Origin of the sequence: Acinetobacter sp. NIPH 1852 (genome assembly GCF_022549455.1) — a bacterium.
In the GTDB taxonomy this organism is placed as follows: domain Bacteria; phylum Pseudomonadota; class Gammaproteobacteria; order Pseudomonadales; family Moraxellaceae; genus Acinetobacter.
The window spans coordinates 103,096-125,480 of sequence record NZ_JAKZGG010000006.1 but is presented as its reverse complement, the minus strand read 5'-3'; the positions used below and the strand labels follow the sequence as shown (position 1 = coordinate 125,480).

At 40.0% G+C, this 22,385-nt stretch carries 23 protein-coding genes; 16 read left to right on the top strand and 7 right to left on the bottom strand.

Features of this window, described 5'->3' with window-relative positions:
* Nucleotides 1–12: 12 nt before the first annotated feature.
* From ruvB to pal, 8 genes are all read left to right on the top strand, one after another.
* On the top strand, nucleotides 13–1,008 hold the full coding sequence (gene ruvB / locus MMO38_RS06895; protein ID WP_241323045.1) for a Holliday junction branch migration DNA helicase RuvB: 996 nt from the start codon (nucleotides 13–15) through the stop codon (nucleotides 1,006–1,008).
* Between the two features lie 168 nt (nucleotides 1,009–1,176).
* Nucleotides 1,177–2,106, top strand: a complete 930-nt coding sequence (locus tag MMO38_RS06890; protein WP_241323044.1) for a hypothetical protein — start codon at nucleotides 1,177–1,179, stop codon at nucleotides 2,104–2,106.
* A gap of 135 nt (nucleotides 2,107–2,241) precedes the next feature.
* Complete coding sequence (gene ybgC / locus MMO38_RS06885; protein WP_004668915.1) at nucleotides 2,242–2,655, top strand: tol-pal system-associated acyl-CoA thioesterase; 414 nt, start codon at nucleotides 2,242–2,244, stop codon at nucleotides 2,653–2,655.
* Between the two features lie 18 nt (nucleotides 2,656–2,673).
* Nucleotides 2,674–3,372, top strand: a complete 699-nt coding sequence (gene tolQ, locus MMO38_RS06880) for a protein TolQ (protein ID WP_004668917.1) — start codon at nucleotides 2,674–2,676, stop codon at nucleotides 3,370–3,372.
* Nucleotides 3,372–3,824, top strand: coding sequence for a protein TolR (gene tolR, locus MMO38_RS06875; protein WP_005195778.1), 453 nt, complete (start codon nucleotides 3,372–3,374; stop codon nucleotides 3,822–3,824). Before tolQ ends, tolR begins: the two co-directional genes overlap by 1 nt.
* A gap of 3 nt (nucleotides 3,825–3,827) precedes the next feature.
* Entirely contained in the window at nucleotides 3,828–5,231 is a 1,404-nt protein-coding gene (gene tolA, locus MMO38_RS06870) for a cell envelope integrity protein TolA (RefSeq protein ID WP_241323043.1), read from the top strand.
* A gap of 99 nt (nucleotides 5,232–5,330) precedes the next feature.
* Complete coding sequence (gene tolB / locus MMO38_RS06865) at nucleotides 5,331–6,614, top strand: Tol-Pal system beta propeller repeat protein TolB (RefSeq protein ID WP_004668921.1); 1,284 nt, start codon at nucleotides 5,331–5,333, stop codon at nucleotides 6,612–6,614.
* Nucleotides 6,615–6,654: 40 nt separating this feature from the next.
* A complete protein-coding gene (pal, locus tag MMO38_RS06860; RefSeq protein ID WP_005195772.1) occupies nucleotides 6,655–7,218 on the top strand; it encodes a peptidoglycan-associated lipoprotein Pal in 564 nt (187 codons plus the stop codon).
* Nucleotides 7,219–7,259: 41 nt separating this feature from the next.
* Here pal and MMO38_RS06855 read toward each other — a convergent pair whose 3' ends face one another.
* The gene (locus MMO38_RS06855) at nucleotides 7,260–7,451 is read right to left on the bottom strand and encodes an NF038105 family protein (RefSeq protein WP_005195770.1); all 192 of its coding nucleotides are present in this window, start codon (nucleotides 7,449–7,451) and stop codon (nucleotides 7,260–7,262) included.
* A gap of 175 nt (nucleotides 7,452–7,626) precedes the next feature.
* Between MMO38_RS06855 and MMO38_RS06850 the strand changes: the two genes are divergently transcribed.
* The 5 genes from MMO38_RS06850 to MMO38_RS06830 all read left to right on the top strand — a co-directional run bounded on the left by MMO38_RS06850 (nucleotide 7,627) and on the right by MMO38_RS06830 (nucleotide 10,902).
* Complete coding sequence (locus MMO38_RS06850; protein WP_005195769.1) at nucleotides 7,627–8,598, top strand: class 1 fructose-bisphosphatase; 972 nt, start codon at nucleotides 7,627–7,629, stop codon at nucleotides 8,596–8,598.
* A 60-nt stretch (nucleotides 8,599–8,658) separates the two neighbouring features.
* Nucleotides 8,659–9,435 (top strand): RNA methyltransferase, encoded by a 777-nt coding sequence (locus MMO38_RS06845; RefSeq protein WP_241323042.1) that lies wholly within the window; start codon nucleotides 8,659–8,661, stop codon nucleotides 9,433–9,435.
* 157 nt (nucleotides 9,436–9,592) lie between these two features.
* Entirely contained in the window at nucleotides 9,593–10,204 is a 612-nt protein-coding gene (locus tag MMO38_RS06840; RefSeq protein ID WP_241323082.1) for an RNA polymerase sigma factor, read from the top strand.
* On the top strand, nucleotides 10,197–10,523 hold the full coding sequence (locus tag MMO38_RS06835; protein ID WP_241323041.1) for a hypothetical protein: 327 nt from the start codon (nucleotides 10,197–10,199) through the stop codon (nucleotides 10,521–10,523). Before MMO38_RS06840 ends, MMO38_RS06835 begins: the two co-directional genes overlap by 8 nt.
* On the top strand, nucleotides 10,513–10,902 hold the full coding sequence (locus MMO38_RS06830; RefSeq protein WP_241323040.1) for a DUF3106 domain-containing protein: 390 nt from the start codon (nucleotides 10,513–10,515) through the stop codon (nucleotides 10,900–10,902). Before MMO38_RS06835 ends, MMO38_RS06830 begins: the two co-directional genes overlap by 11 nt.
* Before the next feature lie 81 nt (nucleotides 10,903–10,983).
* Here the strand turns inward: MMO38_RS06830 and MMO38_RS06825 are convergent, their stop codons facing one another.
* The 4 genes from MMO38_RS06825 to cxpE all read right to left on the bottom strand — a co-directional run bounded on the left by MMO38_RS06825 (nucleotide 10,984) and on the right by cxpE (nucleotide 17,417).
* Nucleotides 10,984–13,494, bottom strand: a complete 2,511-nt coding sequence (locus MMO38_RS06825) for a CSLREA domain-containing protein (RefSeq protein WP_241323039.1) — start codon at nucleotides 13,492–13,494, stop codon at nucleotides 10,984–10,986.
* A gap of 14 nt (nucleotides 13,495–13,508) precedes the next feature.
* A complete protein-coding gene (gene rbtA / locus MMO38_RS06820) occupies nucleotides 13,509–15,389 on the bottom strand; it encodes a rhombotarget A (protein WP_241323038.1) in 1,881 nt (626 codons plus the stop codon).
* A gap of 112 nt (nucleotides 15,390–15,501) precedes the next feature.
* On the bottom strand, nucleotides 15,502–16,200 hold the full coding sequence (locus tag MMO38_RS06815; RefSeq protein ID WP_005195758.1) for a DnaA/Hda family protein: 699 nt from the start codon (nucleotides 16,198–16,200) through the stop codon (nucleotides 15,502–15,504).
* A 20-nt stretch (nucleotides 16,201–16,220) separates the two neighbouring features.
* Nucleotides 16,221–17,417 carry a chloramphenicol efflux transporter CxpE gene (gene cxpE, locus MMO38_RS06810; RefSeq protein ID WP_241323037.1) on the bottom strand — a complete coding sequence of 399 codons (1,197 nt, stop codon included), beginning with the start codon at nucleotides 17,415–17,417 and terminating at the stop codon, nucleotides 16,221–16,223.
* A 133-nt stretch (nucleotides 17,418–17,550) separates the two neighbouring features.
* On the opposite strand from cxpE, the gene purM reads away from it, so the two are divergent.
* Both purM and purN read left to right on the top strand, forming a co-directional pair.
* Complete coding sequence (gene purM / locus MMO38_RS06805) at nucleotides 17,551–18,621, top strand: phosphoribosylformylglycinamidine cyclo-ligase (RefSeq protein ID WP_241323036.1); 1,071 nt, start codon at nucleotides 17,551–17,553, stop codon at nucleotides 18,619–18,621.
* Nucleotides 18,618–19,259: a phosphoribosylglycinamide formyltransferase gene (purN, locus tag MMO38_RS06800; protein WP_241323081.1), complete on the top strand. Its 642-nt coding sequence runs from the start codon at nucleotides 18,618–18,620 to the stop codon at nucleotides 19,257–19,259. Before purM ends, purN begins: the two co-directional genes overlap by 4 nt.
* 63 nt (nucleotides 19,260–19,322) lie before the next feature.
* On the opposite strand, the gene MMO38_RS06795 is transcribed toward purN, so the two are convergent.
* Together MMO38_RS06795 and sppA are read right to left on the bottom strand one after the other, a co-directional pair.
* Nucleotides 19,323–20,111, bottom strand: a complete 789-nt coding sequence (locus MMO38_RS06795; RefSeq protein WP_241323035.1) for an alpha/beta hydrolase — start codon at nucleotides 20,109–20,111, stop codon at nucleotides 19,323–19,325.
* A 146-nt stretch (nucleotides 20,112–20,257) separates the two neighbouring features.
* The gene (sppA, locus tag MMO38_RS06790) at nucleotides 20,258–21,295 is read right to left on the bottom strand and encodes a signal peptide peptidase SppA (RefSeq protein WP_241323034.1); all 1,038 of its coding nucleotides are present in this window, start codon (nucleotides 21,293–21,295) and stop codon (nucleotides 20,258–20,260) included.
* Between the two features lie 136 nt (nucleotides 21,296–21,431).
* Here sppA and MMO38_RS06785 point away from each other — a divergent pair, with 136 nt between their 5' ends.
* Entirely contained in the window at nucleotides 21,432–22,385 is a 954-nt protein-coding gene (locus tag MMO38_RS06785) for a lysophospholipid acyltransferase family protein (RefSeq protein ID WP_241323033.1), read from the top strand.

Genomic DNA, 22,385 nt, shown 5'->3' with positions numbered 1-22,385 from the left:
ACCAAATCAATTATGCAAGACCGTTTAATCAGTGGTTCTGAAAAACCTGAAGATCACTTTGATCGTGCCATTCGTCCAACCTCATTAGCCGACTATATTGGTCAGCCTGTAGTGCGTGAGCAAATGGAAATCTTTATTGGGGCTGCACGTGGACGAGGTGAAGCCTTAGACCATACCTTGATTTTCGGTCCACCAGGATTGGGGAAAACGACACTCGCAAATATTATCGCACGTGAAATGGGTGGTAATTTAAAGTCAACCTCTGGGCCTGTATTGGAACGTGCAGGAGATTTGGCCGCGATGCTGACCAATCTTGAAGAAGGTGACGTTTTATTTATTGACGAAATTCATCGCCTATCTCCAGTGATTGAAGAAATTCTTTATCCAGCGATGGAAGACTACCAACTCGATATTATGATTGGTGAAGGTCCTGCTGCTCGCTCAATTAAATTAGACCTCCCCCCATTCACTTTGGTCGCTGCGACAACACGTGCAGGTCTACTCACCTCACCTTTGCGTGACCGCTTCGGTATTGTGCAACGTTTAGAATTTTATTCAGTCGCGGATCTCACTCATATTGTCACACGCTCTGCCAACCTGATGGATGTGCCGATAACTAAAGATGGTTCAACGGAAATTGCTCGTCGTGCGCGTGGCACACCACGTATCGCCAATCGCTTATTACGTCGTGTACGTGACTATGCCCAAGTCAAAGGCAATGGTGAAGTAACGCAAGACATGGCACAACGCGCTTTGGATATGCTCAATGTCGATAAAGATGGCTTAGATACTTTAGATCGTCGTTATTTATCTATGCTTTTAGAGCGTTTTGAGGGACGACCGACTGGTGTTGAGGCATTAGCCGCAGCTATGGCAGAAGATAGTGGAACATTGGAAGATGTAATTGAGCCTTATTTAATCCAACAAGGTTATGTGATGCGAACCGCACGTGGTCGTATTGCAACCAATATGGCGTATTTACAGTTTGGTTTAACACCGCCTGAATAAGATAAAAATCAACAAAATTCTTCTTATAACAAAGTGATTAATATAATATAGAGACTATTTTAGACTTCTTTCATAAATCCTTTTTCTCTCGATGGGAGAAATATAAAAAGGTATAAATAATAATGAAAGAAGTCTTTTGATCACTTTATTAATTTGTTTAGGGTAAAAATGAAAAATAAATTTTTAACGATCTTCTGTGGTAGTACATTATTACTCACAGCTTGTGGGGGTGGAAGTGATGGCTCAAATAACAGCGACTCATTTCAAAGCAAAGAAAAGGTAAACTATACCAAACCCGAAGAAGTCGAATTAATTTATGAGACTGTTTTTAATTTGTCAAAGAAAACTGATAATCCACTCATTAATCCTATCTCTATTGCTAATGATATCTATACTTTTGTTCAACAGGCGACTGATGATGGTTATCGAGTAACCTGCATGAACCGACAAGGAACAGTGACAAGAAAAAGTGATAGTGTCACCTTGAATAAATGTCAGGGTCTTCAATACACAGTGAACGGTGAAACCCATCCAGCCTTTAAATCCTCTATCATATTTTCAGGTGTAATTTCAGCTCAACACAAAAAAGATTATACAGATTTTGGAAACATAAAAAGGGAGCTGAATTTAAATAATTTAAAATTAGAATTTGACAATCAAACATTTAATTATAATGGAAAAGCCACTATCCCATTAGTTTGGAATGAAATTCCAATGCAATATGATATTCCTAAAATGGAGTTTCAATGGTCAAATAAAGATTTCAAAGCACAATATGTCCTAAATAATTACCGTTTTTATCAATCAGGATCTGACTCTGTACCAATGGTAACGTCGGCTGAAGGGAACTTAGTGGCCAGTATTGGCGGTAAATGGTTCTCTGTGAATTTTGAAAGTAAACTTAGATTTGGAAATACTGAAAATGAGACTGATGGTTATCCATACTTTGCTGAGATTTTCATAGAGGATAGCTCAAATCTTAGAAACTACATTGGTATTAACAATACAAGTGATGGTAAAGCGCTCATTCGTGCATATACTAATGGAAGTTCAGTTCAAAGCTTTCCTAAGACACTAGACTGGAGTGAATTAAACTAAGTCAATCAAAGCCCTTTCACAGGGCTTTATTTTTCCCCTCTGTCACCAATATGTTATTTATTACTATTTCCATCGCTATCTCGAAACCCTATCATTCCACCATCGCCCGAAACATACTGAAATAGGTTAAAGGACATGGCAAATCATTTCGAATTCAATATCCGTGTATATATCGAAGACACTGACGCAGGCGGTATTGTTTACCATGCCAATCATATCCGTTTTATGGAGCGGGCCCGTACTGAATGGTTACGTGCAGCAGGCGTAGATCACTACTGGCATCAACAAGATTACAACTTCGTGGTACATCAAATTCAGGTCAAATATGTACGTCCTATATTAATGGATGATTTGATTACCGTTACAGCACGTGTTATTTCGTGTAAAGCAGCATCTTTTGTGTTGCAACAAAATATTTATCGTGGTGAAATCTTGCTGGCTTCAGGTGAGGTTGTGTTGGCATGTCTCAACAAAGAGTTAATGCCACGTAGACTTCCTGACGAAATTCGTGATCTGATTCAAAAAGAATTAGCACAGGACGAAAAATAAACTTTTGGCACTGAACTTATGGCAACTAATTTAGACTCTTCAATGCATATTTCCGACCTTATTTTACAAGCAAGCCCTGTTGTACAACTGGTCATGCTGATCTTGTTATTTGCTTCTATTTATAGCTGGTATGTGATTGCAAAACTACATATGAGCTATAAAAAAACAGGACAAGCCGATGAACATTTTCAAAAAATGTTTTGGTCAGGTGCCGAGTTAAATACGCTTTACAATAATGCTCAACTCAACTCAAAACGTCATGGTTTGGAAGATATTTTTTATCAAGGTTTAGCTGAGTTTTTTAAACTAAAAAAACGCAAAGCCGACACCACACAAACCATTGATGGAACCGAACGTATTCTTCGTGTCGGTTTAAGTCGTGAACAAGGTCACTTAGAACAAAGTTTAGGTGTGCTAGCAAGTATCGGTTCTGTTGCCCCATATATTGGTTTATTTGGTACTGTTTGGGGCATCATGAATGCTTTTATTGGTCTAGCCGCAGTCGATCAAGTAACGTTGGCAACTGTTGCACCAGGTATTGCAGAAGCACTCATTGCAACAGCGATTGGTTTATTTGCTGCGATCCCTGCTGTACTGGCATTTAACCACTTTACTGCTAAAGGTGAAGCAATTTATACAGATCGTGCTTTATTTGCAGAAGAAATGGTTGCCCTGTTACAACGCCAATCTGTTGGAACGACTCAGGAAGATGCATAATGGCGATTCAACGATCTGGACGTTTTGAGCGCATCAAAAAACCACTTAAAAGTGATATGAATGTCGTTCCTTATATTGATGTCATGCTCGTGCTGTTGGTTATTTTTATGGTCACAGCACCCATGATCACGAGCGGCATTAAAGTTGACTTACCTCAAGCAAACACACCTCCTATTGAAACCCAAGAGCGACCGCCTATCGTTACACTAGGGAGCAGTGGTAATATTTATCTAGAATTCCAAGATCACGATAAAAATCAAATTTTATCATTGCAGGAATTAGAAAATATTTTAACTGAAGCTCAGACCAAAGCTGAACAAGACAATAAAACACTTACCGTCTTAGTCAATGGTGACCAATCACGCCCTTATGGAGAAGTGATTGCACTCATGGCAAGTTTACAAGATGCAGGTTTGACCCAAGTGGGCTTACTGACAGAGCCGTTAAAATAAGCTATGAAAAAATTTCAAAAGCCACCTTATCAACAAAAACAAAATGCGATTGCACTGGGTTTTACACTCGGTGTTCATGTCGTGGCTATTGTTGGCTTATTGTATTTGGGTATGAGCAAACCACTTGAGCAACCTAAAAAGTTGACGACTACTTTGGTAAAACCCGAAGACCTACCAAAACAAATAGACTCTGAAACAACAGCCGAGAACCAAGCTGAAGAAATTCAAGCGCCTATTGTCGACGATACATTGCCACAAAATTTACCTGCAACACCATCACAACCGACTGAACAACAGCTTGCTGCTGAAAAGCAAAAAGCTGAACAAGCGCAACAAGAAAAATTAGCAGAGCAAAAACGTCAGGCTGATGAAGCAAGTAAAGCCAAACAAGCCGATGCCGACGCTAAACGTAAAGCCGAAGCTGATGCTAAGGCAAAAGCTGAGGCAGACGCGAAACGCAGAGCTGACACAGATGCGAAACGTAAGGCCGACGCAGACGCTAAGGCAAAAGCTGAGGCTGATGCAAAACGCAGAGCCGACGCTGAGGCGAAACGCAAAGCTGACGCAGATGCAAAACGCAGAGCTGACGCAGATGCAAAACGCAGAGCTGACGCAGATGCAAAACGCAAAGCTGACGCAGATGCTAAGGCAAAAGCTGACGCAGATGCGAAACGCAGAGCTGATGCAGATGCTAAGGCAAAAGCCGACGCAGATGCTAAACGTAAAGCTGATGCAGACGCGAAACGCAGAGCTGATGCAGACGCTAAGGCAAAAGCTGACGCAGATGCTAAACGTAAGGCCGATGCAGACGCTAAGGCAAAAGCTGACGCAGATGCGAAACGCAAAGCTGATGCAGATGCGAAACGCAAAGCCGACGCTGATGCTAAGGCAAAAGCTGATGCAGATGCGAAACGCAAGGCCGACGCAGATGCTAAAGCAAAAGCTGATGCAGACGCGAAACGCAAGGCCGACGCAGATGCTAAAGCAAAAGCTGATGCAGACGCTAAGGCGAAAGCAGATGCAGATGCGAAACGTAAAGCTGACGCAGATGCTAAAGCAAAAGCTGATGCAGACGCGAAAGCTGCTGCTGCAAAACAGGCTGAACAAGAAGCCGCACAGAAAAAAGCTGAATCTAGACGTATTGCTTCAACAGCTAAGCGAGATTTCACCAACAAAATTGAGCGTGCTTGGAACTTACCAACAGGGTCGTCAGGACAAAAAGCTACAGCTCGTGTAACACTCAGTGATAGTGGTGCCGTTTTATCTGTCATTGTTAATGCAAGTGACCCTGACGTAAAAGCAAGTGTAGAAGCCGCTGTAAGATCTGCTGCACCCTACCCAATGCCAGAAGATCCTGATGCACGTCGAGAAGCAAGAAGCTTTACTTCGAGTTTCACAGCGAAATAGTAATAAATAGTTAACGTTACATGCTTTTAATAGCACAAAGCATGTAACTATGTTAAATAATCAACAGCCACAAAAACACGAAAGCAAGTAATTTTAAATATGGAAAAGACTCGTAAGCATCTCATCGCCATCGCAGTTTTCACTGCGATTAGTGCCGCTATTCCGGTAACAGCTTTTGCTCAACTTCACCTAGAAATTGCAAAAGCACCCGAAAAAGCACCTAAAATCGCAATCGTGCCATTTACAAATGACTCTGCGATCTACCCGATTGTTGAAAATGATTTAAACCGTTCTGGTCGCTTTACCAGCGCCTCAAAAAATCTGCCTGCAACAGCAAGTATGAATCAGATTCAAGCTGGTGATTGGCAAAATGCTGGCGTTCCATACGTTGTTGTTGGTCAAAGTAAAGCCATTAATGCCAATACCTTTGAAATTCACTATCAACTCTACGATGTCCAAAAGCAACAATACTTACTAAATGAAGTTTTAACAGTACCTGCGGGACGTGTTCGCCAAGCTGGACACATGATCAGTGATGCAATCTATCAAGCCTTGACGGGCATTGCTGGAGATTTTAGTGGGCGCATCGCCTATGTATTGCGTAACCAAGCAACTCCTGCTCAACGCTACACATTGCAAGTTGCAGATACCGATGGTGAGCAACCGAAAACAGTATTGGCATCACGTGATCCAATACTTTCCCCAACATGGACACCTGACGCTAAAAAAATTGCTTATGTTTCATTTGAAACCAAACGTCCTGCGATTTATCTTCAAGATTTAGCGACAGGCCAACGTGAAGTCTTAGCAAGTTTTAGAGGACTAAATGGGGCACCAAGCTTCTCTCCAGATGGTCGATCTATGCTCTTCACCGCATCAATGCATGGCAATCCAGAAATCTATCAAATGAATCTGAATACACGCCAAGTACAACGTATGACTAACGATACTGCGATTGATACTGAAGCACGCTATGCACCAGATGGTAAATCATTTATTTTCACCTCTGATCGTGGTGGTTCTCCACAGATTTATCGCTACACCTTTGCTGATAATTCTGTTAGACGTTTGACATTCAGAGGCGCTTTCAATGCGCGTGGTACACTAAGTGCCGATGGTAAAAAGATTGCTTTAGTACATCGCCCTAGCGGTAGCAATTATAAAGTTGCCCTTCAAGATATTAATACAGGCATCACCAATATTTTAACCCCAACCAGTTTAGATGAATCACCAAGCTTCTCACCGAATGGTCAAATGGTTGTTTATGCGACCCGTGAGGGCAATCGAGGTTTATTGTCGATCATGTCTACTGATGGTCGTTTCCGTATGAATTTACCAAGCGAGCAAGGTGAAGTCCGTGAACCCGCTTGGGCACCAAAATAACTTTAATCTATTGAAGAAATCGGATCTATTGGAGAATCACATGAATATGAAATATCTAACCCTTCCCCTCATTGCAGCAACGCTTGTATTTACTGGCTGTGCAAGTCGTAAACCAGCGACTGACATTACTGCTGGAAACACACCTACTGGTACGACTGTCAGTACTGAAGGTTTAAGTGAAGATGCCGCATTAAACGCTCAAAACTTAGCGGGTGCATCATCTAAAGGCGTAACCGCTGCCAACAAAGCATTCTTAGCTAAACGTGTTGTACATTTTGGTTTTGATAGTAGTGATCTATCAAATGAAGATTACCAAACACTACAAGCGCATGCTCAATTTCTAATCGCCAATGCAAACTCACGTGTTGCACTTACTGGACATACGGATGAGCGTGGTACACGTGAATACAACATGGCACTAGGTGAACGTCGTGCCAAAGCAGTTGAAAGCTTTTTGGTCACCAATGGTGTAAGCCCACAGCAACTTGAAGCTGTAAGTTATGGTAAAGAAGCACCAGTCAATGCAGGTCATAACGAAGCTGCATGGAAAGAAAACCGCCGTGTAGAAATTAACTATGAAGCAGTTCCACCATTATTGAAATAAACACATTGCAATAAAAAATGCTCACATCATGTGAGCATTTTTTATGTTTGTGATTGAGTATCGTCTGTTTCCACTGGTTGCATTGACTCAATCAAATCATGCTTATTAAATTCCTTATATTCAGGTTTAGCTTCGTAAGCTTTCCAAGCATCCTTGACACTTTCTTTAGAAATTTTCTCTAAGCTGATTGCTTCGCTATCGGTCGGTGTCGCTTCAAAATTTTTGGTTGACATTTTAATCTCCAAACATCCTGTCTATTATCCGTCCAACATAGCATGTAATGGCATGCTTGTAATCATAAAAGCAACATAAATAAAGTAAGATAATTTTTATTTTTGAGCGTTCTCATCTAGAATAGCCACATTCATTTTCATCTATTTTGACGCTGCTAAATCGGAGCTATTTAATATGTCAAACCTCAGCTTGACCCAATACCTAGAACAACAAAATGGGAATTTGACTCCAGAGTTGGCACAAGTCATCGAAACAATTGCAGCGACATGTCAGACCATTGATCTAGCACTTCAAAAAGGCGCTTTAGCTGGAATTCTAGGTAGTGCTGGCAACGAAAATGTTCAAGGTGAAACACAAAAAAAACTAGACGTGATCTCTAATGATTATTTAATTGATGCTTTAAAAGTTCACCCTCAGGTCGGCGGTCTAGCATCTGAAGAATTAGACGATTTCACCCCTGCCCAAGAAAATGGAAAATATCTTGTTTTATTTGATCCTTTAGATGGTTCAAGCAACATCGACATTAATATGTGTGTCGGTACAATTTTCTCTATCTTACCTGCTAAAAATGCAGTGACTCAATCTGTTGACTTTATGCAAGCAGGTACCGAACAAGTTGCTGCAGGTTATGTACTCTATGGCCCATCAACGATGTTAGCACTTACTGTGGGTGCTGGAGTCGCATTCTTTACATTTGATCCAACAACTCAAACATTCTTGTTAACGACTGAACAAGTTCAAGTTCCAGCAGATACTCAAGAATTTGCAATTAATGCATCCAACCAACGTCATTGGGAAAACCCTGTAAAACGTTATATTGATGAACTTCTCGCTGGGAAAACCTCAGTCCGTGAAAAAGACTTCAATATGCGTTGGGTTGCATGTATGGTGGGCGATATCCATCGTATTTTATGTCGTGGCGGTATCTTCCTCTACCCTTACGATTTAAAAGACCCGAAAAAAGCGGGCCGTTTACGCTTAATGTATGAGGCAAACCCGATGAGCATGTTGATTGAACAAGCTGGCGGTGCATCAACAACAGGGCGTGTTCGTATTATGGAAATTCAACCAACGGAATTACACCAACGTGTACCCGTGATTATTGGTTCAAAAAATGAAGTTGAACGCGTCACAAGTTATCATTAATTACTTTTAATTATCAGGGCATTATAATCAATTTATACTGCCCTTTTGGATGTTTATTTTATGTCACTTATTTTTCTAGAATCAAAAGACAATGCAAAAATCAAACATTTGCGTGGGCTGATCGAACTCAATAGTGCTCGAAAAAAAAATCAGCAAACCGTTCTAGAAGGCATCCATCTTTGTCTTGCATGGTTGCAACAACAAAACAAAATCGCGTCTTTATTTACCACTGAAAAAGCATTAGAACACCCCGATTTAGAGAAAATCATTGAACAATATCCTGGTCATGTCTTTGTTATCAGCGAGTCGTTATACAAAGATTTGAGTATTTTAGAAACGACGCTGCCTTGTTTAGCGATTATTGATATACCTCAAAATTCACAAGATATTGACTTTAGTAAAGACACGCTCATTCTTGAAAATGTCCAAGATCCAGGCAATGTCGGAACACTTTTACGTTCAGCCGCAGCAGCCAACATCCAACAAATTATCTGTACTCAAGGCTCAGCATCACTCTGGTCACCACGTGTCTTACGTGCAGGCATGGGTGCACACTTTAGTTTAAGTTGTTTTGAAAATATTCAACTGAATGACATTCTTTCACAATTTGAAATCCCTGTTTTTGTCACCAGTTCACATCGCTCCACAAGCTTATACTCACAAGATTTAACCCAAGCCTGTGTTTGGATTTTAGGCAATGAAGGACAAGGTGCCAGTGACTACGCTTTAGAACATGCCCAAGCTGTCGCGATTCCTCAACCCGGTGGACAAGAATCTTTGAATGTTGCTATCGCAGGTTCAATCTGTTTTTTTGAAATGGTTCGTCAGCGCCAATAAAACGTTAAATTACATTAAAGCCGATTTTTTTGATGCTGAAATCAATTACACTACAAAAATAATTGCTTCAGTTGTCAACGCACCTGCCATTTTCAACGTTATATGATTAATGAATTGAGAATAATGGTGGGTATCCATGACAGGATTTTCCATCTCTATGGATTTAGCACCGAAACAGGCTCGAACTGACGACAGTACTGATTGTAGTACTGTTGAACAACGTCTTCGTTTTTTTATGCAAGACGTGACAGGTCGTGCGTTGGTCATGATGGAAAGTGCAACCCAAGGCCAACAAGGCATTGCCATGGATTTAGTACAAGAAGCGTTTATCTCTTTACATAAGTCCTATGCCGAAAAAAATACTGAAGAATGGTATCCACTGTTCTATACGATTTTAAATAACAAATTACAAGATTGGAGACGCAAAGAAGCACGTCGCGCAAATCCATTTTCTTTATTTAAAAAAATGAATTTAGATGACGATGAAGAAGTTATTGATATCGTAGATGAGTCCACACCAAACCCATTCGAATTTCTGAATCAAGCAGTCACGATGGAAGAGATTCAAAACGCGATTCATCAACTCCCTGTTCGTCAACAACAAGCATTTATGCTAAGAGCCTGGGAAGGTTTCGATACGATGACCACAGCCCAGATTATGGATTGCAGCGAAGGCAGTGTCAAAACACATTACCACCGTGCGATTCAAGGGCTTAAAGTTACGTTAGCGCATTTAAATCCACACACGGGAGGATCATCAGATGAATAATAAAGATGAGTTCACCAAACAAGTGACTTCCAAACTTGATCAGCTTGAGAAAGCACAACATCACAATAAAATATTAGTGATGAATCAGGTTTTGGATAAGGTTCAAAAAAAATCAACGTCCTACTATAGTATTTGGAAAATGGGTGGCTTTGCATTAGCCGCAGCCATTACGGGAATAGTGGTTTTACCTAACTCATTGCAATTGACAGACAAACCACAAAATCAAGTTGTTATCAATCCAAAACTTTCACCACAAATGGTAGAAGACATGGAAATGTTAATGGTCTTGGGTGAGGATAAGGTCAGACATGGCAGCTAAACGATTAGCACTTGTTGTGTGTACATTAAGTTTATTACAAACCAGTTTTGCTGGTTCGGAACGTTTTTGGCCATTTTCAAAGCCAATCAAAGCAACGACTGAAGAAGCGTGGGATGATTTATCCCCAGAAGAACAAAGAGTTCTTATTCAGCGCTATCAAACCTTAAAAGAAATTCCAACCGATCAAAGTTCGCAACTGCAACAACGGATGGAATGGTTTACACAATTGCCTGATGACGAAAAACAAAAAATGCGTGATGTATGGCAAAAGATGAGTACACAAGAGCGTAGTACATTACGTAAACGTATGCAAAACGCCAGCTTAGAAGAACGTGTTAACATCAGAGAAGAATATCTAGCCAAATACGCTGAATATTAATGAATATAGTGCCAATCAACAGAATATAAAATCAATTCCAAAAAATAGCGCCATCGATAGGCGCTATTTTTTGGTCTTAATTTATTTTCTTAAACGACGATAAGTGAGTAAACCCAACAAACCAAATAAAGAAAGGATACCTGTACTACCGCCTCCGCCATGACTAGCTTTACGCGAGTCATCCGTGGTAGTCGCTGTACTGATGACGTTCACAGTTCCAATATTTGAAATTGCTGGCGTCTTATCAGCATCATAAACTTGATAGTTAAATGAGAAGTTAAATGGGTTAAACGTATTGGCTTCTTTGATATAAATATTTCCACCATAACATGTTTCTTGTTGATCTGGCTCAGGACATTTGCCTTGACGGTCAGCGGTAATGATCAGATTACTCGACACATTGGATAAACGAATTGGCAACTCAACCCCTTCAGCATTACGCCAAAAAGATGGTTTATTTGGCACCAATTCAGGACCAAAACCATTTTTACCTGTATCGCCATCATCATTTGCAAAATCAAGCAAATTTAGTGTAGCAGTTTCATTTTTCTTATATCTTAATGTTACCGATGTATTTTTTACTACGGGTGCAATATTATCAAATGCCGCTTGTAGCAAGCCTGTTGAGGTAATTCTATGATCAGCTTTAGATGTAATGGTATATTTACAATAATACTTATCACCTGCTTGAGTTATTTCATCATCAGTACGATAAATCATAATCTGTTCTAGATCAGCATTCCACTTACAGACAAATTTATCATCTTCTGGAATCTTATTCTCATCAATCACATCATCAATCTGCCCTTTCCCTAATGCCTTAACATCAATATCATAATGTTCAGTACTAAAGAATTGTAACGCACGTGTTTTTCCATCAGATGTAACAATCTCTTCAGGTAATGGCAACTTGTGGCTGCGTAGGTCCACATAAATTGCTCGATACTTAAGGGCATTTTTTCTTGTTTTATCATCTGAAAAAACATCCAATACCTTTTTGTATTGCGCCAAACGAAACTTATAATAGGTTAAAAATTCTGCATTATTTGGTTTTTTAACCAAATCTTCAAATAAATCATAACTCCCTTGATAGTTATTTATCATACTGCTGAGTGAACTATTCGACAGATCTTTGATGTCACCTGCTGTTAATCGCATTAACTCCACAGAACCGATATCACAGGTATTCCTAGCCGCTGGATCAAAATGTAAAGCACCATCTGTAACTCGAGTTAAACCACGCTGATCAATCGTACTACAATCTGTAACCCCAGTATCAATGAGATCCTTGATTCTAGTCTCATTTTCTGGTTTATTTCTATTGTTATCAACTGGATAGTACAGCGGTAGAAATGCAGTATATGCTGAAGCAGGTACCAATCCAATTAAGTATGTGGTTATCGGCTGTCCAGTGACATCAATATTCGTTTCATTCTTATCGAAAACTTCTTCTGGCAAATCACAATAGTTTGTACCTGTTTTTTCTCCAACAAAGGCGTTATATCCAAAAAGCAGCCCCACATTTTTTTGCTCTTTAGCATCACCCAACAAATAACGGCAAGCATAAGTGCCAGTACCACCATTATAAGCTAACACATTAAAGGTGATGCGTTTAAGTCCGATTTTATCGTATAAAAATGTCGTAAATGCACTATTTTCAACAATGGTATTATTTTCTAAAGTCAATCGACTCAAACTACTTAAAACACTAGAACTATTACTTCCGACCGTTCCAGCTTCAGTATCACCCGTAAATTTAATTAGATTGCCACGCGTTGAGTCAGCTTTATTTTTAGCAATGGTATTTGACTCTAATACAACAGTTGGCTCCCCAACAAATTCAAACATACTCTTGGAGGTGGTTGAGCCATTTTCAACAAGACTACTCGATTTAATCGTAATATCACGCTTGGTATAACCCAAATCATTCTTATCATGCATCGCCAGCACACTTCCGATCGGTGCCTGATTGCCTTGAATAAGACTTTTAGAGATCGTTAAACCACTGGTACTCCCTGCAAGGTAAATCGCTCCACCCGCGATATCAGCATGTGAATTTAAAACTTGAGTACTATTTAGAGAGACATTTTCACCAGCATAAATAGCCCCACCACGATCAGTAGTGCGCCCACCTGTTAAAATAACATTGTTGAGTACTAACCCCTGTTTACCCAGCGTGGTATTAAAAATACGTGAATTCTCAGCTTTTATGGTGGTTCTCAATGGGAGTTGAGCTGGATATTGGTTGATTACATCATTGAGTAAAATATTTTTCTCGTCCCAATCAACAGGACTTTCACCAAAAATAGCAACACTGACTTGCGGCGTAAGCTCACTTTTTAGGGTATAAACTCCAGCCTCTAACTGAATGGTCTTTTGCGTACTAGATGCAGTATCTGTGACCTTACAACCACCATAAGAGGTACGTCGCTTGGCTGTTTCCAAGGCCTCGCGGAGTGAACATGCCTTGAGATTCTCGCCATCTTCATCTACAAAAGTGGTGACTTTAATTGGTCCATCATTTGTTGCAGCGATCAACGGCATTGAAGCCAATATTACAGTCGCTAAAAACGCTTTGTTATAATTTTTCATCTCATCATCCTTGATTATGACTTAAAACGGCGTAATCCAATTAAACCAACCAGCATCAGAATTGCTCCAAATCCGATACCACCACCACTCACCTTTACGGTTTTACTTTTAAAATTATTTTTTGGATCTTGCACAATGGTGGTCGGAATTTCAATGTAATTACTTGTCACATCATTAAAACGCGTCGTTGTCGTCATAATTCGCAGCTTGAATATATCTGCACCATGCCAATTACTATGAGGCACATAAGTTACATTTCCATCTTGATCCAAAGTCAGTGTTCCCTTTGATGGCGTTTGATTTTGGATGATTTGCAAGCAACCATATTGCCAGGCTTGTCCATCTGAACGCTTACCTAGTACTTTCTCACAAGTTGCTGGATCAAGTAGCTCTCCATCCACTAAACTTTCAGAAATATTAAATTTTGCAATTTCGTTAAAGAAAATATCCTGCCCAGCAATTGGAATATTACTACGATCAACCACCAGTTCAATCGCACCTAAATCACACAACTCATTATAACCAGTACGGTTAATTCCACGTTGATCTGATCTCTCACAACTCGCTAAACTGAAACTTGTACCATCACTATAGATACGTCCTTTATTCACAATAATTGAATCAGACAATTGATTATAAGAAGCCAATAAGCGCGGTTTAAAGAAACCTAACATTTGATCCTTAGGGATCTTATATGGACACAGTAATCCATCGGCAGGCGGCGCATCACAAATACCTTCGTCATCTGCTCCCGCAATCAGCTTATTATCCTCGATCATGAAGTTAGGTAACCGATCTGCTGGATTTTGATCACATTCAACTGTTGTTAAATTACTTTGCACAACAGTGGTATCATCTGACTTAACCCTGCAGTTTTCACTGCCATTTGCAGCAATGATACTATTGGAAATATAAGCACTTGGATATTCATCAACCTTTTCTTTAGTTTCCCCATTCTCAGTAGTCGTCGTCGTTACTTTCCGATTTAATGATTGTAAATACAATCCTGCAGCATTCTTAATCATCGTTAAGTTATTTAAAAACATACCTTCACGGATATTGGCGACAAACCCACCTTTATTATGAAAAATTGTACTATTTCTTATACCTGAATCTCGATTACCCAACGAGTTACCAATTGTTTCATCGCTAAATCCTGTTTGAACATACAGTAACGCCCCATCCGTACCTGCAACCCCTTGATTGTCACGAATGACTGAATGAGAAATTAAATATCGTGGCATTTCACTATAAATTACAGCACCTTGATCTGCTTTATTATTTTTCAATATACTACTAAAAATCGTTACTTTACCCGCAGTTTTTTGTGTATCAGAGAATATGCCAGCATTATAAATCGCTCCACCTTTATTCGCATTTCCATCTGTTAAACGCGAGTACTCGATTCTTAAATCTTCTCGATTCAGAATCAAACCACCATTATTATTGAGTCGTGTAGGAGAACCCTTTAAATTAAGCTCTTTGAAGTGAACAATGATCAAGGTATCTTCAACACTACCGTCATCAATTAAAAATAAACGATCTTGTCCGTTGATGCTAATCGTAGCGTTATTCAAGCCCAGTTTTTGATCATTAAATATATCACTTGCTTCACTTTTTATTGTCATTGGCGCTTTGATGCTAAGCGCTGAATTCAGCTTATATTCTTGATCGCGTTTTAAAAGAATAGTTGAGCTAGAATCCTTATTGCCACATCCTTTGTAGCCATTTTCATATTCTGGTTTAGTTCGATTATTTAAAAAAAATACAGCTTCACGCAATGAGCAAACGGCATTATCCTTGTCTTCATCAACTAATGTTGTAACTTGAATATCTGCAGCATATACATGTCCAGTAATCGCAAATAAAGCACAGGCAAGCGTCCGCTTGAACATACCGTTCTCCTTCTATTTTTCATTTTTCTTGATATTGCAAAATCCAAATTTCGCAATCACATCCTTTGTGCGTACTTTGTCATAGCTCTCGTAATTACTCAAGTAGTTTATGCTATTGGCGATATTCGTCTATTAATGCGTAAATCTGCTTGATGGTGGTATTAGAGAGTTTGGTTCTTTCGCCTTTTAACATTTTTTCAAGCTGCGCGAGCGTCTGTAACAAGATCGAAGCTTGATGTGGCCCATTTTGCAATAAGTAATCCACAATTTGTTGATCAAAATGAATTCCTCGTCGCGTCATCACCGATTGCAACAATGCTTGTCGATCTATAAATGAACTTCCGCTTGGAACTTTAACGCTGACAGCTTGAGTCAATCTAGATTGCAAGTCAGGGAGTTCCAACCGCAATTCTATCGGGGCTGATCGTGAAGAAAATACCAGTTGCCCTTCATGGTTATTCATCAAATGAAACACAGCTTTTTGCCAATGAGGAACACCACTGATCGCCTCAATATCATCTAATGCAACCAAATCATAAAACTCTAATGAGGTAATTGCCTCAATCGGTGCATCCAATAATTCTAACAAAGAGACTTTGATGGCTGGGCGGCCCAATTCTAAGTAAGAATCACAAATTGCAGATAATAAATGGCTCTTGCCTGTACCTGCTCCACCGTAAACATAAAATCGGTTAACTAAACCTGCATGTAATTGCCGCACTGCATCAACCATAGGTCCCCAACCTGGTCCCGAAAAATCACTGATTCGGGCATCAAGTTGTGGTTCAATATCCAATTGCAGTTGACGCATAGATTTAATCTTTTCCCCGCTTATTTGGAGCCATCATTAGGGTTTGAAGTCTCTGTATCTTGAGAGTTTTTTATTTCAATATCAAGTGCGACCTGCTCAGTTTCCACACTAATATGTTGAGCTCCCCCGTCTATAGCTACTATTTCAGTTGGCAAACCATACAAGCGACTTTTTATATAGTTATCTCGTGCATGTCTTAACAAAACAACAATTACCGCAGCCACAGGTAACGCAATCAACATTCCAAGAAAGCCTGCAAGTTGTGCCCCTGCGAGAACTGCGAATACAACAGCGACTGGAGATAAACCAATTTTATCACCCAATAGAAAGGGTTGTAGTACGTATCCTTCCACCATTTGACCAAACAAGAATACGCCACCCACCAAAAGTAGATGCACCCAATCCAAACCGAATTGAAATAACGATGCAATAACTGCAGCGATAATACCAACAGCAAATCCTAAATAAGGAATAATACTGGCCAAACCCGCAATCATGCCAATAATTAGACCGACTTCTAAACCAATTAACTGTAATCCAACTGCATAAATAATCCCTAACAACAACATAACCAAAAATTGCCCTTTCACAAAAGCGCCTAATACGCTGTGGCATTCACGAATAATGGTTAAAGTTGATGCTTCATAAGGACGTGGAATCAGACGACGGAAGCTTTGCAGCATTCTGTTCCAATCCAGTAAGAAGTAGAAAGAAATGACTGGAATTAGGACAATAAGCCCGCCCAATTGAATAAAGTTCAAACCAGATTGAGCGAGACGTAACGCAAATGTTTGAACACTATCCGAACTATAATTGGTTTGAACATATTCCATAACGACTTTAGAGATTTGGTCGGTATCAAGTTCCATTGGCACCAAATCAAAAGTTTCAGAAAGCCAAGGTAAAAAGATTGCATTAATCCAATGAATTCCCGCAGGAATACTATCCCGCGCATACATCAATTGCTTCCAAACAAGTGGAACAAGAAACCATAACACGACGGTTAAAGTCACACCGATACCGATAAACACAATACTAATCGCAAGCCAACGCGGCAATTTAATCTTAACTAAAACATCAACCAGCGGGCTAAATAGATATGCAATAAAAAAAGCAGCGACGAAAGGAATGACAATCGGTTTGAGTAAATAAATCACCCAAATCAATAATGCGAGCCCAGCGAGGATAAAGATACGGCGGAGAACCAGATCTTGCATAAAATTTAACCTTTGTTCATGTAATCGTTATAAATGGAAATAATTTTTAATAAAGATAGCATTTTCGAGCATAAATAACATAAGAGTTTCGTATATTCAGGTTATAATCTGCCGCCAATGCGGAGACTTCATTATGAGCAACTCAACCTCTACCTTAAACACAAGCTTAAGCTACAAAGATGCAGGCGTCGATATTGAAGCGGGCGACGCATTGGTCGATCGTATCAAATCTGTCGCTAAACGCACCACTCGCCCGGAAGTCATGGGTGGTCTAGGTGGTTTTGGCGCACTTTGCAAAATTCCAAAAGGTTATGAAGAACCTGTATTGGTTTCAGGAACTGACGGTGTAGGTACAAAATTACGTTTAGCACTCAACCTCAATCGCCACGATACAATTGGTCAAGATCTTGTCGCAATGTGTGTCAATGATCTACTAGTGTGTGGCGCTGAACCATTATTCTTCCTTGATTACTATGCAACAGGTCATTTGAATGTCGACGTTGCAGCAGATGTAGTGACGGGTATTGGTAAGGGTTGTGAACTGGCTGGTTGTGCGCTGGTTGGCGGTGAAACTGCTGAAATGCCAGGTATGTATGAAGGCGAAGATTACGATCTCGCTGGTTTTGCAGTGGGTGTAGTTGAGCACAGCAAAATTATTGATGGCACTAAAGTCAAAGCTGGTGATGTACTAATCGGTGTTGCATCAAGCGGCGCTCACTCAAACGGCTACTCATTATTGCGTAAAATCTTAGACGTGAAGAACGTTGATTTAACCCAAATCGTTGATGGTCGTCCACTTGCAGATGTTGCGATGGAACCTACACGTATTTACGTTAAACCAGTACTCGAACTTTGCAAACAAGTTGACGTTCATGCAATGGCGCATATTACAGGCGGTGGTTTACCAGGTAACTTACCTCGCGTACTACCAAATGGCGCTCAAGCCGTGATTAATGAATCAAGCTGGGAATGGTCTGAGTTATTCCAATTGCTACAACGTGAAGGCAATGTAGAACGCTTTGAAATGTATCGTACCTTTAACTGTGGCGTAGGTATGGTAATTGCAGTTGATGCGAGCGAAGCAGAAAAAACAATTCAAATCTTAAATGCTCAAGGCGAAAAAGCTTGGAAAATTGGTCATATCCAAGAAAATGCTGAATCAGTTGAAGGCGCAGACGAAAAAATTCGCGTGATCTTTGCATAATGAGAATTGCGGTACTTGTCTCCGGTAACGGTAGCAACTTACAAGCCCTGATTGATGCCCAAACTGGGCATCAATTTTCAGGAAAAATCATTGGTGTTCTGTCCAACAAAGCGGATGCTTATGCACTACATCGTGCAAAAGATGCCAATATCGCAACTGCTGTCATTTCTCACAAAGACTTTCCAAATCGAGAAGGCTTTGATGAAGCCATGCATCAACAACTGCTTGCATGGCAGGTGGATTTGGTCATTCTTGCAGGCTTTATGCGTATTTTAACGCCTAATTTTGTCAGCAAATGGCAAGGCAAGATGTTAAATATCCACCCTTCTCTGCTTCCTTTTTATAAAGGAATTAACACACATCAACGTGTGTTAAATACAGGTGATCGCTTACATGGGTGTACAGTTCACTTTGTAACAGCGGAACTTGATGCTGGACAGAGCATTGCTCAATCCGTCATTCAAGTCGGTTTAAATGATACAACAGAACGCTTAGCGCAACGTGTACATGAACTTGAGCATTTCATCTATCCTCAAGTCGTACAATGGTTGTGTAATGGTCAGCTCTCTTGGGAAAACGGTCAAGCTTATTTCAATCAAAAACCTTTAAAACAGCCAATTCAATTTGCTCAGTTTTGATACTAAAAAAACACATCTTCGGATGTGTTTTTTATCTTTGCTTGATTCAGCTTAAACTCATAATTAAATCAGACTTTTAATCTTTTCGACCGTTTCCAATGGATGCTCCAATGGGAACATATGCCCGCCATCAACCACAGAAAAAGGAATGCCTAATTTCTTTTGAGCCACTTGCGGGAATTTCTCTTTTAAGAAAACGCTATCACTTCCAACCACCAAGTGCACAGGAACAGGCGGTTTTGGCATAGGCAACCACCACATTGATGGTGTGGTTCTAAACAATGCCACTTCATCCGCTTTTGGAATCGTTAAAGTCACTCCACCGCGCTGAGGATCATTGCTTAATGCATGATCAATATAGGCTTGGAAACAATCAGCATTAAAATGCTGATAAAAACCTCTCGATCCCAACAGCTCTGCCGCTTGCTCACGAGACTCCCAATGATCACGACGACGTACCGACAAACCCGCAGGTGTAATCCGATCCACCAATTTAGGTTTAAAGATTTTAGCAAGATGAAAAACAAATGAAGCTTTACCAATGATCAATGGTGGATCCAGCATAATCACTTGTGAGAATAACTCTGGACGACGGTAAGCAGCCATCAAAGTCAGGACTGAACCCAAAGAGTGTCCTAAACCAATCACTTTCCGCCCTTGAGCTTGTTGTACAATGCTATCAATCACTTGATCAACCAAATGTGTCCAACCATGCGTGATTGGATAACGCTTGTCTGTTCCAATTTCAGCGACATAGATAATGTCATATTGATCTTTCAATTGATCAAACAGCTTTTGATAAACTTTAGATGGAACACCATTGGCATGGGCAAAATGAATAATAGGTTTCATGACAGTCTTTTAAGTTTATTAATCGATAAATTATCTTCCTCTCAAACCGTGTCGCAATACAAGAAGAAGAACTGAGGAGTAATTTTATAAAAAACTCAGGACTATAAACCCTTACAGCCCTGAATTTAAAGATTTTATGTCGATTGTTATTGTATTTTTGCGTTTTGACTGGTTTGCAACTGATCCACAAGTGAACTACTGATTCCCTCACCGATCTTTGCGCCCATACGGCCTAAAATAGATTCGAAAGGATTACGCTGTACCGTATAATCAACTTTTTGCTCTACCTTAAGATCACGCATCAATGTGGTTAAACTACCACTACGATCTGCAACACCCAGAGTAATTGCTTGTTCACCCGTCCAGAATAAACCCGAGAAAATGGCAGGATCATTTGATTTCAAACGCTTACCACGCCCTTCTTTTACTGCATTAATAAAGTGTCCATGCACATTATCCAACACAGATTGCACATGTTGCTTTTGTGCAGGATCAAGCGGTTTGGTCATACTGAGAATATCTTTGTTGCTACCCGAGGTCATGGTGCGGTCTTCGATCCCCAGTTTTTGGGTCAAACCACTTAAACCGTAATTCGGCATAATCACGCCAATCGAACCAACTAAGCTTGATGGATTGACAATAATTTCGTCCGCTGCAGAAGCAATATAATAAGCACCTGAAGCACCCATATCACCAATCACCGCATAGACTTTTTTATCAGGATGTTGCTTTTTCAGATAGCGAATTTCTTGCCAAATTTCATCTGACTGTACTGGAGAACCACCTGGAGAGTTAATATTCAAAGCAACAGCTTTACTACCACTCGCCTCAAATGCACGCTTAAGCGCTTTATTGGTATCATCACTGTTTACTGTAGATGAACCACTAGAGGAGTCAATCGTACCGATGATATCGACAACAGCCAAATGATCACTACTGATATTGGTGGTTGATTTTGTTGTTGAGGTGGTACAACTCTTACTCATTGCAATCAAGACAATTAACAAATAAGCGAAACCTAAACATTTAAAGAAAATACTCCAACGGCGACTACGGCGTTGTTCTTCGACAGAAGCCAAAACAGCTTTTTCTAAAATCTGCCATTCTTTGCCTGTCACATTGTTACTATTTGGAGAATTACTATTTGTAGATTCGTTTTGTGGTTTTGGTGGCCAATCGGACATAAGACTCCAATCCAATAATTTTAAAGTGACTTTATTATATACGCTGATTTACACAAAACTGTTTAATTAACTTGTTTTAACTTATAATTATTTTTTACCTTATACTTTTATCTTGTAATTTTTGAATCTGTGATACATGACTCAACCCAATTCATCCCATTCTCGTTATTATTTGCTCAAGCTGATTAGTCGCCAACCGATTCAATTAGGGCGTTTTTTTGCACGTTTGGTGGCAATGTTGGTCAATACTTTCCAACTCTCTAAGATCTCAAAAATCATAGAACTAAACTTAAAAATCGCGTTTCCTGACCTACCAGACACAGAAAGACAACAGCTCACCAAGCAAGCCATTCGGAATGAGATCACCTCTTACTTTGAATTTATCAGTATTTGGGGAGCATCTAATGCTAAAAATATTCAGCGTATTCACAACATACACGGTGAACATTATTTTCATGAAGCTTTAGCAGAAAAAAAGGGACTGGTTTTAGTCATCCCCCACTTTGGCACATGGGAAGTGATGAATTCTTGGTTATCAAAATACACTCAGATGACGATTTTATATAAACCCGTCAAAAACCCTGATGCTGATCGTTTTGTACGGGATGCGCGCAGCCGTGAACAAGCCAATCTCGTACCTACCGATGAAAGTGGTGTTCGACAGGTCTTTAAAGCCTTAAAGCAAGGCGGAACAACCGCAATTTTGCCTGATCATACCCCTGATCATGGCGGTGAAATGGTCAATTATTTTGGTATTCCCTTAGCATCAAGTAGTCTCAGCGCCAAACTTATTCAGAAGACCAAAGCGAAAGCCCTCTTCATTTATGCTGTGCGTAATGATCAAGATGGTTTTAATATGTATATTGAACCCATCAACCCTCAGATTTATGCAGGTCATGCCGAAGATGGCACACTCATTATTCATCAAACTTTAGAACAATTAATTAAACGTCATCCTGCGCATTATCATTGGAGCTATAAGCGTTTTAGTGCCAATAAAGCCTTGAAAAAAATATACGATATTGATGAGACGGAAGCTTTAACACGCGTCGCAGAAGTCCGATTGCAAACATCGCAAGAAAATGCTTAG